The 15,353-nt window shown below is 57.8% G+C and carries 14 protein-coding genes and 1 tRNA gene; 7 read left to right on the forward strand and 8 right to left on the reverse strand.

Annotated features, from left to right (window positions below; genetic code table 11):
• Positions 1-8: 8 nt before the first annotated feature.
• Both ABU178_RS14810 and ABU178_RS14815 read right to left on the reverse strand, forming a co-directional pair.
• A complete protein-coding gene (locus ABU178_RS14810) occupies positions 9-1,238 on the reverse strand; it encodes a SpoIIE family protein phosphatase (RefSeq protein WP_397216247.1) in 1,230 nt (409 codons plus the stop codon).
• A 159-nt stretch (positions 1,239-1,397) separates the two neighbouring features.
• Positions 1,398-2,720 (reverse strand): methyl-accepting chemotaxis protein, encoded by a 1,323-nt coding sequence (locus ABU178_RS14815; protein WP_397216249.1) that lies wholly within the window; start codon positions 2,718-2,720, stop codon positions 1,398-1,400.
• Between the two features lie 196 nt (positions 2,721-2,916).
• On the opposite strand from ABU178_RS14815, the gene ABU178_RS14820 reads away from it, so the two are divergent.
• The 3 genes from ABU178_RS14820 to ABU178_RS14830 all read left to right on the forward strand — a co-directional run bounded on the left by ABU178_RS14820 (position 2,917) and on the right by ABU178_RS14830 (position 5,019).
• Positions 2,917-2,992, forward strand: a tRNA-Phe gene (locus tag ABU178_RS14820).
• Between the two features lie 224 nt (positions 2,993-3,216).
• Positions 3,217-3,909: a DUF421 domain-containing protein gene (locus tag ABU178_RS14825; protein WP_397216679.1), complete on the forward strand. Its 693-nt coding sequence runs from the start codon at positions 3,217-3,219 to the stop codon at positions 3,907-3,909.
• Between the two features lie 165 nt (positions 3,910-4,074).
• Positions 4,075-5,019, forward strand: a complete 945-nt coding sequence (locus tag ABU178_RS14830) for a diguanylate cyclase domain-containing protein (RefSeq protein WP_397216251.1) — start codon at positions 4,075-4,077, stop codon at positions 5,017-5,019.
• Between the two features lie 77 nt (positions 5,020-5,096).
• Here the strand turns inward: ABU178_RS14830 and ABU178_RS14835 are convergent, their stop codons facing one another.
• Both ABU178_RS14835 and ABU178_RS14840 read right to left on the reverse strand, forming a co-directional pair.
• On the reverse strand, positions 5,097-5,345 hold the full coding sequence (locus tag ABU178_RS14835; protein ID WP_397216253.1) for a DUF2442 domain-containing protein: 249 nt from the start codon (positions 5,343-5,345) through the stop codon (positions 5,097-5,099).
• 240 nt (positions 5,346-5,585) lie between these two features.
• Complete coding sequence (locus ABU178_RS14840) at positions 5,586-6,143, reverse strand: antibiotic biosynthesis monooxygenase (RefSeq protein WP_397216255.1); 558 nt, start codon at positions 6,141-6,143, stop codon at positions 5,586-5,588.
• 164 nt (positions 6,144-6,307) lie between these two features.
• On the opposite strand from ABU178_RS14840, the gene ABU178_RS14845 reads away from it, so the two are divergent.
• From ABU178_RS14845 to ABU178_RS14855, 3 genes are all read left to right on the forward strand, one after another.
• Entirely contained in the window at positions 6,308-7,216 is a 909-nt protein-coding gene (locus tag ABU178_RS14845; protein WP_397216257.1) for a LysR family transcriptional regulator, read from the forward strand.
• A 122-nt stretch (positions 7,217-7,338) separates the two neighbouring features.
• The gene (locus ABU178_RS14850; protein WP_397216258.1) at positions 7,339-7,914 is read left to right on the forward strand and encodes a nucleotidyltransferase family protein; all 576 of its coding nucleotides are present in this window, start codon (positions 7,339-7,341) and stop codon (positions 7,912-7,914) included.
• Positions 7,914-8,900, forward strand: a complete 987-nt coding sequence (locus ABU178_RS14855; RefSeq protein WP_397216260.1) for an XdhC family protein — start codon at positions 7,914-7,916, stop codon at positions 8,898-8,900. Before ABU178_RS14850 ends, ABU178_RS14855 begins: the two co-directional genes overlap by 1 nt.
• 15 nt (positions 8,901-8,915) lie before the next feature.
• Here ABU178_RS14855 and ABU178_RS14860 read toward each other — a convergent pair whose 3' ends face one another.
• The 3 genes from ABU178_RS14860 to ABU178_RS14870 all read right to left on the reverse strand — a co-directional run bounded on the left by ABU178_RS14860 (position 8,916) and on the right by ABU178_RS14870 (position 12,780).
• Positions 8,916-11,183: a xanthine dehydrogenase family protein molybdopterin-binding subunit gene (locus tag ABU178_RS14860; RefSeq protein ID WP_397216262.1), complete on the reverse strand. Its 2,268-nt coding sequence runs from the start codon at positions 11,181-11,183 to the stop codon at positions 8,916-8,918.
• A 119-nt stretch (positions 11,184-11,302) separates the two neighbouring features.
• Positions 11,303-12,295 (reverse strand): FAD binding domain-containing protein, encoded by a 993-nt coding sequence (locus tag ABU178_RS14865; RefSeq protein WP_397216264.1) that lies wholly within the window; start codon positions 12,293-12,295, stop codon positions 11,303-11,305.
• Positions 12,292-12,780 (reverse strand): (2Fe-2S)-binding protein, encoded by a 489-nt coding sequence (locus ABU178_RS14870; protein ID WP_397216266.1) that lies wholly within the window; start codon positions 12,778-12,780, stop codon positions 12,292-12,294. The genes ABU178_RS14865 and ABU178_RS14870 overlap by 4 nt, the downstream gene beginning before the upstream one ends.
• A 253-nt stretch (positions 12,781-13,033) precedes the next feature.
• Here ABU178_RS14870 and ABU178_RS14875 point away from each other — a divergent pair, with 253 nt between their 5' ends.
• Complete coding sequence (locus tag ABU178_RS14875; protein WP_397216681.1) at positions 13,034-13,954, forward strand: AraC family transcriptional regulator; 921 nt, start codon at positions 13,034-13,036, stop codon at positions 13,952-13,954.
• 38 nt (positions 13,955-13,992) lie between these two features.
• On the opposite strand, the gene ABU178_RS14880 is transcribed toward ABU178_RS14875, so the two are convergent.
• Entirely contained in the window at positions 13,993-15,207 is a 1,215-nt protein-coding gene (locus ABU178_RS14880) for a zinc-dependent alcohol dehydrogenase (RefSeq protein WP_397216268.1), read from the reverse strand.
• Positions 15,208-15,353: the final 146 nt, after the last annotated feature.

The following is a 15,353-nucleotide window of genomic DNA, read 5'->3' on the forward strand; positions in this document are numbered from 1 at the left end:
CGACTCAATCAGTAACGGAAGCCAAACCAGGTAACGTCATCGCGCCGTGCCTGATTGCCTTGCCAGTTGAGATAGTCCTGCCGGAACGCCTCGGAGAGCGCGGGCATCGGCAGATCCTGATAGCGGGTCAACAGCGCCTGGATGCGCTTTTTACCAAACATAATGTTGCGTTCGCCGCCGGGCTGATCGGTCACGCCGTCGGTGAGAATAAACAGCATATCACCCTGGCTGAGCGGCAGCTGATGCTCATGCCACTGGTAATCTTCCGGCGTATCGGTATAGCCAACGCCCACGCGATCGCCCGCCAGCGCCATGGTCTCTGCGCTGTGGCGCGCCAGCATAAAAGCCTGCACGCGCGCGCTGGCCCAGCGCAGCTGATGCTGTTCGCTGTCTACCGAGAGCACGATGGCATCGCAGCCGTCATTGGAAAGGGAAGTTTGCTGCGAAGCGTTAAGCTGGCCCAGCGTCTGTTTAATCTGTTGGTTGATCGCCTGCAAAATGGCGGCGGGGGCCTGCACATCGGCGAGCTTGAGCGCATTTTCCAGCGCCGACTGCAAAATCACCGTCATAAAGGCGCCAGGGATGCCGTGGCCGGTACAGTCGGCGATCAGCGCCAGCCAGCCGTGAGCATGGCGGTGAAAGGCATAATAGTCGCCGCCTACGCCGTCGCGCGGCTGCCAGTTCAGACACCAGTCGTGCAGATCGCGCGCCATCAGCTGATGGGAGCGATCGAGCATCGCGTCCTGAATCACGCGCGCATAATCAATGCTCTGTAAAATCTGCTGATGCTGCTGGGTTTGCAGATCCGACACGGTGCGGATCAGATCGATCCCTAACCCGATGCCGATATAGCGTCCCGCGTCGGTAAGGATAAAGCCGTCGGTAACTGACTTATCGCCGGTAGCGACCACCTGCTGCGCCACGCTCTCCAGCGAGCTGTCCGCCTCGATAACCAGCGGATACTTATCCATAAACGCGATGCAGCTTTTGCGATCGTAAAGCTCACGGAAAAAGGGCCGGGCCATCTGCGAAAGGAAAATATGGCGGTTGATCATACCGAAGGGGCGGTCATCTTCCACGACCGGCAGACCGATCAGATCTTTATGATCGGTAAACAGCGTCATTACCGCCAGGTTATCTGCTGCTGGCGTGACAAACGGCACGTTGATGCAAAGCGAACGCGCGCTATAACGGCTCGATGGCGAGGTAATGCCAGCGAGAGAGTCGGGCAGCTGCATAAGGGCTGCTCATGGCTGATTAAGAATATTCTCAGATTAAGTGGCGGATATGACAGTTTTATGGCAAACAAGCGAAGCGGGGAAGATCAGTGAAAGATCGTGATTTAACGAAAACTCATGGCGGAGAAAGGGCCAGCCAGCAGGGCTGGCCCCGGCAGATTACCCTTTGCTCAGCGTCTGCGTGACGTGGCCGATGGCGCGTACCACTTGCGAAGAGCTGTCGCGGATTTCAGCGATCACGCCGCCCGCCTCCTGCGCCAGCACCACGCTGCGATCGGCGCGAATCAGGTTCGACTCAATCCCCTTCAACGCTTTTTCCGCCAGCTGATGGTTCTGCTCTACATGGTTTTCAATCTCGCTGGTGGCGCGATTGATATTGGCCGCCAGGGTGCGCACTTCGTTGGCGACCACCGCAAAGCTGCGTCCGTGCGCTCCGGCGCGCGCTGCTTCAATGGCGGCGTTGAGCGCCAGCAGATTTGTCTGGTTGGCAATGCTGCGAATGCTTTCTACGATATAACCAATGCGACCGCTCTGCGCGCTCAGTTCGGAAATATCGCCTGAAATGGTGTGCAGTTCGCCCGCCAGGGCATTGATGGTCTGCACGCTGTTCTCAATCACGCTGGCGCCGATACGCGTACTTTCGCTGGTGTGCAGTGCAGTGTGATAAGCCTGTTGCGCCGCGTTGCGTTCCAGCTGGTTTTTCTCTACCTGCGCCGTGACGTTGGTGGCGAACTTCACCACTTTATAAAGGCGACCGTCATCATCAAATACCGGATTATAGGTGGCGCGTAGCCATAGGGTGCGGCCTTGCTTATCCACACGCGCAAATTGACCGGAAATAAAGTCGCCATGATTCAGCTTTTTCCAGAAGTCGCGATATTCCGCGCTGGCACGCAGTTCAGGCGAGCAGAACAAGCTGTGATGCTGGCCAATAACCTCCTGCTCGCGATAGCCCATGGTTTTTAAAAAATTTTCATTGGCCTTCAGCACTTCGCCCTTGAGGTTGAAAGCGATAACCGCCATGGAGCGCTCAATGGCGGTGGTGATGGCGCGCTGCTCCTGGGCATCAATAATGTGTGCGGTGATGTCCGTCGCCAGCTTGACGATTTTAATAACGCGCCCGCCACGGTCGACAATCGGCACGTAATTCGCTTCCAGCCAGACAGGGCGACTGTTTTTAGCCAGGCGCAGAAATTTATCGCTAAAACTCTCGCCACGATTCAGACGCAACCAGAAATCGCCGTAAGCCTGCGAGGCGATCAGATCGGCGGTACAGAACAGGCTGTGGTGCTGGCCGATAACTTCCTCTTGCTGGTAACCCATACTTTCCAGAAACAAGGCGTTAGCGGTGAGAACCGTACCGTCGGGCGAAAATTCGACCATGGCCATGGATCCCTTCAGCGAACTGAGCGTGGCGGAAGAATAGGTGCGCTTCTGAAAAGCGAGGCGCGATTTAATTCCTGATGAAATAGTTGTAAACATGGTTAACCTTATTATGAGTATGATTAGTCATAATCGGTTATCGGCAAAGATGGGCAGAACTTCAGCATATCTGATTGCGTTTTGGCTGTTTTTTATCAGACGGATTTGCGGGTTGCTGCAAAAGACGGCAATCGAATTTAACTTCGCAGAAAAGCGTTTGACGCAAATCGGCCATTAGGGTTTAATGCGCCCCGTTGCCCGAATAGCTCAGTCGGTAGAGCAGGGGATTGAAAATCCCCGTGTCCTTGGTTCGATTCCGAGTTCGGGCACCATATTAAAGAACCCAGCCTTATGGCTGGGTTTTTGCTTTTGGGCGCCTGAAAACATCCCCGCGAGGTGACCCAGATCGCTGAAAGAAAAGCGAATGTTGCCGCTTTGCTCGCCGCTGAACTACAGTTATTGCAATGATAACAAGGGATGGCGCGCCGCGATTCTGCATAATAACAGTGGCAGCCATCGTCATTTTCCCGATAAGGATCTTCGCGGCTGTTCGCTTATGACTTCATTTGACTGGCATCGCTTTTTACTTAACGACCTTTCCATCACCTTCCTGGTCGAAGTCGCTTTCCGGGTGATTTTTGCCTATATCATCGTGTTTACCTTTCTGAAAATATCGGGTCGACGCGGTATCCGGCAGCTCTCCCTGTTTGAACTGGTGATTATCCTGACGCTCGGCTCAGCCTCGGGCGACGTGACCTTTTATGATGATGTGCCGATCCTGCCTGTCACCATGGTCTTTGTGGTGCTGCTGGTTCTTTATCGCCTTACCACCTGGCTTACCGCGCGCAGTCCGCGTTTTTCCCGCTTGATCGAGGGAGATGTGGTTACTCTTATCAAAGATGGACTGTATGAAATTGACAGCCTCAACCGGCTGAACATCTCGGAAGATGAGTTTTTTATGGAATTGCGCCAGCAGGGGGTTGAACATCTGGGACAGGTCAGGCTCGCCATCCTGGAACTGATCGGTGATGTCAGTCTCTACTTTTATGACAACGATGAAGTGCGACCGGGGCTTTCCGTGCTGCCGCCTGCCCATCGTGAAGACTTTACGCAAGTGCAGGCTGACGGGCTATATGCCTGTAACCACTGCGGCCTGACGCAGCATCTCCAGGCGCAGCAGAAGTGTCGCTGCACAAGGTGTGGGGACGATTCCTGGTCTGCTGCGCTGCGATCGCTACGGCTGCGCTGAAGCGGCATGAAGTGAAACTCATCTATCTGCCAACCCTGATGTGCTTATCCGCCAAAAATCCCGTTTTCTCACCAATTAAGCGTTTGTCATCGCTTTTTCTGCTGTTGTATTTACAACTTTCCTGTAGCAGGCACAATAAGCCTTATTTCCTTATGTAAAGTTGCCATGTCGGAAGAAGCGCTGAAACAGCAGATTCAGAATCTGAAAAAGCATAATGCCCGGCTGAAGCGCATCGCGCATGACGCGCGCAACAAGCTGAGCGCAGCGCTGGACGGCACGGGCCTCTGCCTGTGGCAACTGGACGTACCGAGCGGCAAACTGGTGATTTTCAACCGTCGCTGGGGCGCGATGCTGGGTTTCCAGCCGAAGGAGACCAGAGCCCAGTTTGATGCCTGGCGTGAGTGCCTGCATCCCGACGACGCGGATTATGTGCTGAAGGCTTTTTTCGATCACATCGAAGGCAAAGCGCCTTATTATGAAGCGCTGCACCGAATGGTGGGAAAAAACGACAAAATCACCTGGGTACTGGATCGTGGGCGCATCACCGAGTGGGATGACGAGGGGCGGCCATTAAAAGTCACCGGCACCCATATCGACATGACCAAAGAGAAACAGTATGAAGCCCAGCTTGCGCTACTGGCGCTTCACGATCCGCTTACCGGCTTAACCAATCGTCACGCCTTGCAGGAGCAGTTTTCCCTGCTGAAAAAGCAGGGCCGGCTCTGCGTCGCCTTTATCGATCTCGATAACTTCAAAAACGTCAACGATACGCTCGGCCACCGCAGCGGCGATGAAGTGCTGATTCAGCTCAGCCAGCGCATGCGCGACGCCTGTCCGCCTGATATGACGATTGGCAGACTGGGCGGAGATGAGTTTGTTCTGCTGCTGCCCTTTGCACTGACGCATCCGCTGGTGTCACGAATAGCGCACGCCTGCCTGAACGCGGCGCTTCAGCCGTTTGAGCTGGATAACGGCAGCGCCAATATCGGCGCGTCGATCGGCGTTGCGGAAGCGGTGGGAAATGACGATTTCACCACCGCGCTGATGCGCGCCGATGAAGCGATGTACCGCATCAAAAGAAGCGGCAAGCGCGGCGTGGCGCTGGGTTAAGCCCTTTCTTTAACGGATCGGATGGCGGGGCATCAGCCATAAGCGAGCGTTTGGCAGGCAGTGCAGTACAGGTTAATTCAGGCGACGCGCCAGGGATGAATGCTGCGGGCGCCATCTCCTTTCAATAAACCTTTAACTGAAATATCTTCATCCAGCGCATCCCAATGAATGCCCGCCGGGCTCAGCTCGTAACATTGCCGCTGCGCGGGCGCGGCCTGTTGCAAGCGGGGAAACCAGCTTAGCGGTACGCTCAGGATGCGTTTATCACTGAACTCTACGATTAAATGCGCTTCGTCAAAGCGGACCTGTTGAATGGAAAGAGTCATGCCATGCCTCCAGCAGCGTTGCGTGATGTTGAGTAATTAAACTACGTAATAAAGCAGGAAGATAATATCAGTTAAAAGAAAGAGTTAAATAAACCTGTAATGGATTGGCTGGAAGCGCGTACGCATATTATTCGTAGAATTTACTTTCGTTAAAAAGCACCCGGAAGCTGGCTCGAAAAAAGTACCCGACACAGGCCGGGCAGATGAGCGACAAAACGAAAATGCTCTGTGGCCAGCGCTTTATTCACGCGGGATCAGCCAGTTTTTGAGCAAGCGCGTCAGCACCGGCATCCAGAGCCAGACCACCGTCGCCACCACACAGGCATCATTGAGAAAATGGCCCCACAGCGTGCCGCGACTGGCAGGCAGCAACATGCCGCTAAGCCAGGGGATCAGCAGCGTCGAGGGAAAAATAACTGCCAGGGTCAACACGAATTGCTTCCAGCGCGCAGGGCCTGGCCGCGTTTTGCTAACCGGCGTAAACCAGAAGGCGGCGCCGGGACGAACCTCGATATGCTCTGGCGTGGCGAGCATCTCCGGCAGGGTTTTCACCAGCGCCTTGCGTGCGTCGGACTGAATCCAGTTGAACAGACTGTCGAGGCTGGTAAAGCGAATCAGTACGGTGTAGGCGTTATCGCCATGAACCGGACGCAGCACGTTTACCCCGAGGTGGCCGGGAAAGCTGGCCGCCTGCGGCATGATGGTCTCCAGCCAGGCCTCATAAGCAGCCTGTTTTCCGGGCTGCACGCTGTGGGTGATCACCAGCGTGACGTGATTCGCCTGCTGCGGGTAGTTCATGGCGCTCTCCTGCGGATAGATAGAACGTGCTAGCCCGTAACTGTTTCGGTTAAAAATGATTTACAGGCGTTGCGTTGATGAATAGAACATACGGAATGAGAATATTTATTGTTAGCGGAATATTTTTGGGTTGTTGTTTAACAAATTTTGCCGAGGGGTAAACGATGCGATTAAATCTGGAGGCGCTGCTGATTCTCGATGCGCTTGACCGTCACGGCACCTTTGCGGCAGCGGCGGCGCGGCTGTTTAAAACCGCCTCTGCGCTCAGCTACACGGTGCAGAAAATGGAAAGCGACATGAAGATCACGTTGCTGGATCGCTCCGGTCATCGCGCTACTTTTACCCCAACCGGTCGGCTGATGCTGGAGAAGGGGCGTGCGCTGCTGCGCGCGGTCAACGATCTGGAGCAGCAGGCGCGCTACGTAGAGAGCGGCTGGGAGAGCACCCTGATCATCAGCGTGGACGCTTCGGTGCCTTTTGCGCTGCTGACGCCGCTGGTGGATGAATTTTATCAGCACCATCAGCATACTCAGCTGCAGTTCCGTCACGATGTGCTGGCGGGCTGCTGGGAAGCGCTGATGTATGGCGAGGCGGATATCCTGTTTGGTGCCGTGCAGGAGCCGGCGACGCGTAAAGGCGTGGGCTGCCTGCCGCTTGGCTGGCTGGAGTATGTCTTTGCCATCGCGCCGCATCATCCGCTGGCCTCTCTGCCGGAGCCGCTGTTGCGTGAACAGATCCGCCAGTATCGCGCCGTCACGGTGCATGATTCGTCGCGTCACGGCGTCGGCATCGATCTGCGCGTGCTGGATGAACAGAAAACGCTGAGCGTGTATGACTTTCACGCCAAGCTCCAGGCGCAGCTCGCCGGGCTGGGCTGCGGCTATCTGCCGCGTTATCTGGCCGCGCCCTGTCTGGCCGACGGCACCCTGGTGGAGCGCCAGCTTGACAGCGAGTGTCGGCGCGATCTGGCATATCTCGCCTGGAATGAAAACGCCACGGGGAACGCGGCGATGTGGTGGCGGGAGAAGCTGCAAACCGTGCCGGGGCTGCGCGACATCTACGTTGCGCCCTGATCGCCCGGCAGCGACGAAAAATTGCAGTTTCAGGCAAGTAACAGGGAAAAACGGGCAATCTGTTTGTTGTGCTTCTCCGCTATTCTTTCAAAACACGTGCAGAAAAACGGAAAAGACGTTAAATGACCACAACAGGTATTTTGCTGGCCGCCGCAGGCTTTGGCCGACGTTATCGCGCCGCAGGCGGGCAGGGCAATAAGCTTGCGCAGCGGCTGGAGGGCGGGATGACGCTGTTTCAGCAAAGCCTGACTCACGCTATGCAGAGCGGCCTGCCGGTTCAGGTCATCACCCGTCCCGAATACAGCTTTATTCAGCAAACCTGCCAGCAGTTGAAGGTGCCCTGTGTGCAGGTGGCGTCGCAGTCGCTGGGAGAAACCCTGGCGGCTGGCGTGCGTCTGCGTGACGACTGGCACGGCTGGATCGTGCTGCTGGCGGACATGCCCCGGGTGTCGCCGGAAATCATTCTGCGCGTGGCGCAGGCGCTGCAGCAGTATCATAGCGCCCGACCTTTCTGGCGCGGCCAGCCCGGCCATCCGGTGGGTTTCGCTCACAGCACGCGTGACGCGCTGCTCCAGCTTTCGCAGGAGCAGGGCGCGCGCCGCGTGCTGCAACAATTTCCCCCTTATCCTGTTCCTTGCGACGACGCCGGGGTGATAGTCGACATTGACCTGCCTTTAACCGCAAACGGAGCCTCCTGATGCAGCATCTCGATCTTCAGGTTATCGACCAGAGCCAGCAATGGATCCAGACGCAGCCGGTCTGGCTCTGTACCGTGCTCAATACCTTTGGCTCCTCGCCGCGCCCGCCGGGCACGCTGATGGCGATTAACGGCGCGGGCCAGTTTTGCGGATCGCTGTCCGGCGGCTGCATTGAAGAAGATTTTATCGCCCGCATCCGCGACGGCGATTTCCGCGCCGAAAGTCAGGTGGTGCGCTACGGCGATGGCGGTCTGACGCCGGATCGCACCTTGCCGTGCGGCGGCGTGCTCGACATCCTGATTGAATATCTTCAGCCCGACGCGCAAAACGCGGCGCGGCTGGCGCAGCTGCAACAGGCGCTGAGCGGTCATCTGGCGCTGCGTAAAGTGGTAAGGCCGCCGCAGCGCTGCGAGGCGCTGGAGACTATCGACTGGCGCAGCAGCACGGTGGTAGAGCGCGACGGCGACAGAATTCTGCTGACCATCGCCGCCGCGCCGCGACTGATTGTCGCCGGGCTGTCGCCGGTGGCGATCTACTGCGTGGAATTTGCCGTCTCCCTCGGCTTCGAGACCATTATTTGCGAAAGCCGCGAGGAGATGCTGGAAAACTTTCGTGACCGGCTGCCCGCGCAGAGCCTGCTGGAAACGCAATTTCCTGCGCGCTATCTGGAGCGCCACGGCTGCCATGCGCATACCGCCATTGTGGCGCTGACACACGATCCACGCATGGACGATCTCACCATGATGGAGGCGGTAAACACCGATGCCTTCTATCTGGGCGTGATGGGTTCGCAGCGCAACAGCGAAAATCGTCTGGCGCGACTGGCGAAAGTGGGCGGATTAACGGAACAGGAGCTGGCGCGGATTCATGCGCCGGTGGGACTGGATATCGGCAGCAAAACCCCGGCGGAAATTGCGCTGGCGGTAATGGCCGATATTGTGCGCCATAAAAATCGCGCGTTACGTAGCGGAGAAGCGGCGGCATAATGCCGCCGCCAGCCGTCAGTCGATAAGCTTATCCAGCGAAATCGGCAGGTCGCGAATGCGCTTGCCGGTGGCATGGAACACGGCGTTGCTGATCGCCGCCGCCATACCCACAATCCCCAGCTCGCCGACCGCCTTGCCGCCCATCAGGGTGGCGTGATAGTCAGGCTCGCCCACATCAATCGCAATCACTTCCGGCACGTCGGCATTCACCGCCACCAGATAGTCCGCCAGGTTGTTGTTGACGATGCGCGCGTTGCGCGGGTCGATATGGCCACCCTCCAGCAGCGCCTGTCCCAGCCCCATCACCATGCCGCCGATCCACTGGCTGCGCGCCAGCTTGGGATTATAGAGGCGGCCGCTGTCGAAGGCGGAAACCAGACGTTTTACCCGCACGGTGCCGAAATCCTCATCCACGCGCACCTCGACAAACTGTGCGCCCCAGCTGTGCGCCGACACGGCTTCTGGCCGCGACATGCTCTCCATAGAGTGCACCGCTTCGTCGCGATCGGCCTGTGACAATCCTTCGTTGAAGGTGCCGGAAATCACTTCCAGCGTCGGCGCGTCGTGCAGTTTCATCAGCCCGGCAAAGTCGATCGCTTTGCCGGGGCGCAGCGCGGTGCGTACCGCGCCATCCTGCACCACCACCTGCTGCTTATCCAGCTGAAACAGCGGCGATTTGGGATGGGCGACCGCCAGCGCAACCAGTTTGCTGCGCATCGCCTCAGCGGTGCGGTTCACCGCGGCGGTAAGGTTGCCCGCCAGCTGCGAGCCGCCCGCCACGCCGGCACGCGGTAGTGAGGTATCGCCCAGCTCCACGCGGATGCTTTCTGACGGGATCTGCAACACTTCGGCAGCGGTCTGCGCCAGAATGGTATAGGTGCCGGTGCCGATATCCGCCCCGGCGCTCTGCACCACCAGGCTGCCATCGCTATGGAAAATCAGTTTCGCTTCGGCGGGCTGGTTGCTGACCGGATAGGTGGCGGTGGCCATACCCCAGCCAATCAGTTCGCGTCCTTCACGCATCGATCGCGGCGCCATGCTGCGTTTCTCCCAGCCAAAGGCCTCGGCGGCAGCGGCATACGCCTCTTTCAGACGGCGCGTGCTCCAGGGTTTATCCTTCTGATAATCGTGATCGGCCCAGTTGCGCAGACGGAACGCCAGCGGATCGATATTCAGCGCATAGGCCATCTCATCCATTGCCACTTCCAGGCCGAAAGCGCTCGGGTTTTCGCCCGGCGCACGCATCCAGCCCGGCGTCACGGTATTGATCGCGGCAACATAGTGACGGGAATAGACGTTGGGCACCGCGTAGAGGCGCGCCGTGACCTTGTTGGTCGCTTCAGCGAAGGTGTCAATAAGCGAGGTGTCGCTCAGGCCTTCATGCTGAATGGCGAGGATTTTGCCGTCGCGCGATGCGCCCATCTCCAGGGTTTGCATCGTCGCGGGGCGGCCACCCAGGCCGGTAAAGGTTTGCGGACGGGTTAATTCCACCTTCACCGGACGATTCAGGGCGCGGGAGGCGACGCAGGCGAGCGCCACATGGGTGTAGGGCACCGGCTTGGAGCCGAATCCGCCGCCCACGTAGGGGGAGATAATATGGACCTGGCGCTTATCGATGCCGAGCCATTCAGAAATCTCCTGCTGGGCGCCCATCACCCACTGGCTCGGCTCCCACACCGTCATTTTGCCATCCTGCCAGGAGGCGATGCAGGCGTGCAGCTCCATTGGCATATTGTATTCGCGCGGAGTCGTGTAGTGACTTTTGATCTTCACCTCCGCCTGCGCCATCGCCTGCTGCGCATTGCCGAGATCGATATTAGAAGATTCATTCTCTTTGCGTTTCGCGGCGGGATCGTCGGGATAAATCAGCGCGGGCGTGGTTTCATACTCCACCTCGACCAGGCTGGCGGCATGCGTCGCCTGTTCAAAGGTTTCCGCCACCACCAGGCCGATGTTCTGACCGTTGTGAATGATCTTGTCATCCTGAATCGGCGTATAGGTTGACTGCGCCGCGCCGCCGTCAGCAATCGCGGTGGGCTTGTTGATCTTCAGGCTGTTGAGATGGGTATAAACCTCAATCACGCCTGGCGCCTGACGCGCTTTCTCCGTCTCCATCCGCACAATGCGTCCGCTGGGTACCGTGGACTGGATCACCACGCCATACGCCGCGTTCTCTGGCTGATGTTCATAGGCGTAAGCGGCCTTGCCTGTGACCTTCACCACGCCATCGCCGCGATCGCGTTTCGCGCCCAACGCCTGATAACTGTTTTTTGTTTCCGACATTTTTTCACCTGTATTGTCTGCTGCCTGCACGACAGACCCTTTCAGCCCGACGCCACTGACAGCGAAAAGCGCTGCCGTTGCCTTGAGAAAGGCGCGTCGCTGTTTACTGGCCTCTGGCGTCACGCCATCTCTCCTGCCTTCATCAGCGCACGCGCGATTACGCGCGGAGCCAGCAGCTTTTTGTGTTTGTTCTGCGGCAGGATCTCGGCATCCTGCGTCACCCGCTCCGCTGCCTGGCGCAGCGTCTGTTCATCAAAAGTTTGACCGCGCAGCGCTGCCTCCACGCTCTCTGCGCGCCAGGGTTTGGTCGCGACGCCGCCAAGCGCGATACGCACATCGCGGATGCGGTCGCCATCCAGCTCAATGCCCACCGCCGCGCTGGCAGTCGCGAACTCATAGGAGCTGCGGTCGCGTACCTTGAGGTAGTGCGATCGGCGCAGGGCAGGGATCTGACGCAGCTCGATCGCCACGATCAACTCATCTGCCGCCAGATCGTTCTCCAGATGCGGCGTATCACCCGGCAGCCGGTAGAAATGATTAATGGGAATGCGGCGTTCGCGCTGGAAAGCGTTACGCACAATCACCTCGGCGTCGAAGGCGGTGAGCGCCACGGCGAGATCGCCTGGATAGACGGCGATGCAGCTTTCGCTGGTGCCTAAAATAGCGTGATTGCCGTTGATGCCGTCACGCGCGGCGCAGCCGGAACCGGGGTTGCGCTTATTACAGGCGGAGAAGGTGTGGGGATCACGGAAATAGACGCAGCGGGTGCGCTGCAACAGATTGCCGCCGATGGTCGCCATATTGCGCAGCTGTGGCGAAGCCGCCTGCCAGAGGCTGTCGTAGATTGCCGGGGCTAGCGTGCGGCAGTCGGGATGGTTTTCCAGATCGCTCATGTGCGCCAGCGCGCCGACACGCACCATTCCGGCATCGAAGCTGATGTTGCTCATCGCCGGTAGCTGGGTGATATCGATCAGCTGCGTCGGCTTTTCCACATCGCACTTCATCAGATCGATCAACGTGGTGCCGCCTGCGAGAAAGCGGCTGCCGTCGCTCTGTTTTTTACGCAGGGCATCTTCCACACGGGTGGCGGAAAAATAGTTGAACTCGTTCATGTTGCCTCCTTGCTGAGATCGGCGGCCGCCTGCTGTATCGCCTCGACGATATTGGGATAAGCGCCGCAGCGGCAGATATTGCCGCTCATATATTCACGAATCTCATCCGCCGAACCGGCGTGTCCCTCTTCGATGCAGGCCGCTGCAGACATAATCTGCCCCGGCGTGCAGTAGCCGCATTGGAAGGCGTCATGCTCCAGAAAGCGCGCCTGTACCGGATGCAGAGAGCCGTCGGCATTGGCCATGCCTTCAATGGTTGTCACCGACTGGTTAGCGACCTGGGCCGCCAGCGTCAGGCAGCTCAGTACGCGTTTTCCATTAACGTGTACCGTACAGGCGCCGCACTGGCCCTGATCGCACCCTTTTTTGGTGCCGGTTAGCGCCAGATGTTCACGCAGCGCATCCAGCAGAGTAACGCGTGGATCGACCAGCAGCGTATGCGGCTGCCCGTTGATCTCAAGTTGCAAACGTAAGTTCTCAGCCATAACTCTCTTCCAGTATTGAACGGGTTTAAAAAGGGAACGGTGTGCACTTATGAAAGGATTATCGGGAAAATGTGCAGCTCTATTGAGTTTAGGTGGCTTAGCGAAAGCAGGGTTGCCTGTTATTCCAATTGTTTTGCCTGTTTTTCGCTGTGGCAAAACCGCTGCGCTACACTGAGCGGTAGCCCGAGAAAAATAAAAAAAAGCCCGACCCTGCATTTTTCCTTACACCAGCAGAGCAGAGAGCGTGTCCGTGATGTTTGAAAACCAGGCGGCAATCAAAAAGCGTAATAAGAAGATGATAGAGATTATCAGCCGACAGATCGCCGGAGACGGGATTTTTCCCGCCGCGATTCCGGAGGTGCAGTTTATGCGCGCCAGCCAGCACACCAGCAGGACGTCAGTGATGTATGAACCCAGCGTGGTGATTATTCTGCAGGGGCAGAAGCGCGGCGTGCTGGGAGATAAACATTTTATTTATGACCGCAACCAGTTTCTGACGCTGACGGTGCCGCTGCCTTTTGAGTGCGAAACCGTGGGTTCGGAAAGCGAGCCGATGATCGGCATGATTATCCGGCTCTCGCCCGCGCTGATTGCTGAAATCCTGTTGCAGATGGATAACCCGACGCTGAGCGGCGATGAGATTGATGTGGTCAGTACCCGCAGCCTGACCATGCATCAGGCAGGCATTCTGGTGCGGTTGGTCGAGAGCCTGGCTTCACCCGAGCGCGCACGTATTCTGGCAGGCAACACGCTGCGCGAGTTTTTATACGATCTGATGCGGGAGACAGGCGGCGATAACCTCAAATATCTGGCGCTGAATACCGGCAAGCAGTTTCAGATCGCGCGCATTCTTAATCAGATGCATCAGAACTATGCCGACAACTTCGATATGGCGCAGCTGGCGCGCGTCAGCGGGATGAGCGTGTCGGCGTTTCATACCCATTTCAAACAGATTACTCACGCCACGCCGCTGCAATATCTCAAGGTGATTCGTCTGCACAAGGCGCGTATGCTGATGATCAATGACAACATGACGGCGTCGCAGGCGGCGAACCGGGTCGGCTACAGCAGCAATTCACAGTTCAGCCGTGAATTTAAGCGTCTGTTTGGCGAGGCGCCAACCGTTAACTCTGCGAGGATCAAGCGCGACTGGTTTAACGAAAAATCAGCCTGAAGCAGAGGGTTTCTCTGTCAGGCTGTGTCTGAAAACGCTCACGCGTGCGGCTTCAGCTCGGTTTTGATCCAGCCCGGCTCGCGCTTGTCGAAAGCTTTGTAGGCGTTCAGCACATCGCTCATCGGTTCAATTTTGGTCAGCACCTTCACCGGATCGATCACGCCAGCGCGCGTCAGCTCCAGCAGATGCGGGATCACCGTGTGGTGATTGCAGTTGCCCATCTTCATCGTCAGGTTTTTATTCATCGCCTTACCGATGGGAAAAACTTCCGCCGTCGGCGGATAGACACCGATAATGCTCAGACGACCCGCTTTTTTCAGCGTGGAAATCGCCCACTCCAGCGCCTGGGTTGGCGCATCGCCCGGCACCCAGTTGCCGTCCTGCACGTTGGTTTGCGGCGCGACCTGCTTCACTTCCTGCTCAAACTTCTCTGCTTTCTGCTCCGCTTCAGCGCTGGCCGGGCCGTGATGGGCGTGCATGCTGTCGACGCCCACGGCATCAATGGCGCAGTCCGCGCCGGTGCCGCCGGTCAGCTTCTTGATGGCCGCAACCGGATCTTCCCGCTCGAAGTTAATGACAAATGCGCCCTGACGACGCGCCATCGCCAGTCGATCCTGATGTTTGTCAACGGCGATTACCCGCGCCGCGCCCATTAGCAGCGCGCTGGCGATGGCGAACTGACCCACCGGCCCGCAGCCAAACACCACCACGATATCGCCTCGGGTAATATCCGCCAGCTCAGCGCCGAACCAGGCGGTAGGAAAAATGTCGCTGATAAGAATCGCCTGGTCATCACTGACGCCGTCCGGGATTTTCACCAGCGTATTGGCCGCATAAGGGATACGCGCCTTCTCCGCCTGCAAGCCGTTTACCGGGCCGGTGGCCTGTGGACCGCCAAAGAAGCAGGTGCCCGCTTCCGGCCCGTTCGGGTTGGCGTTATCGCACTGTGCCGTATGGCCGGCACGGCAAGGTGGGCAGACGCCGCAGGAGACGGTAGAGCAGACCACCACGCGGTCGCCTTTCTCAAAGTTACGCACCTCGTCGCCCAGCTCTTCAATGATGCCTACCCCTTCATGACCGAGGATGGTGCCGGCCTGCATACCGCTGAAGGTGCCGCGGATAAAATGCAGGTCAGTACCGCAGATGGCCGACGCGGTTAAATTAATCACCGCATCCGTTGGCTGCTCGATTTGCGGATCCGCAACATCATCCAGACGAATATCCCCTAAACCGTGCCAGACCAGTGCTTTCATATTTCCTCCGGTTAATTTTGTCATAAGCGATCAAACAGAAGGAAGTATAGGCAGTGAGGCGAGGACGATCGGGGCAGGCTGATTTCAGGCGTGTTTTTTTCACTGCTGAAATAACCTCTCACCGCTAACAGTCGCGCTGCGCTCTG

The sequence above is a fragment of the Pantoea osteomyelitidis genome (assembly GCF_044342975.1).
GTDB lineage: Bacteria > Pseudomonadota > Gammaproteobacteria > Enterobacterales > Enterobacteriaceae > Pantoea > Pantoea osteomyelitidis.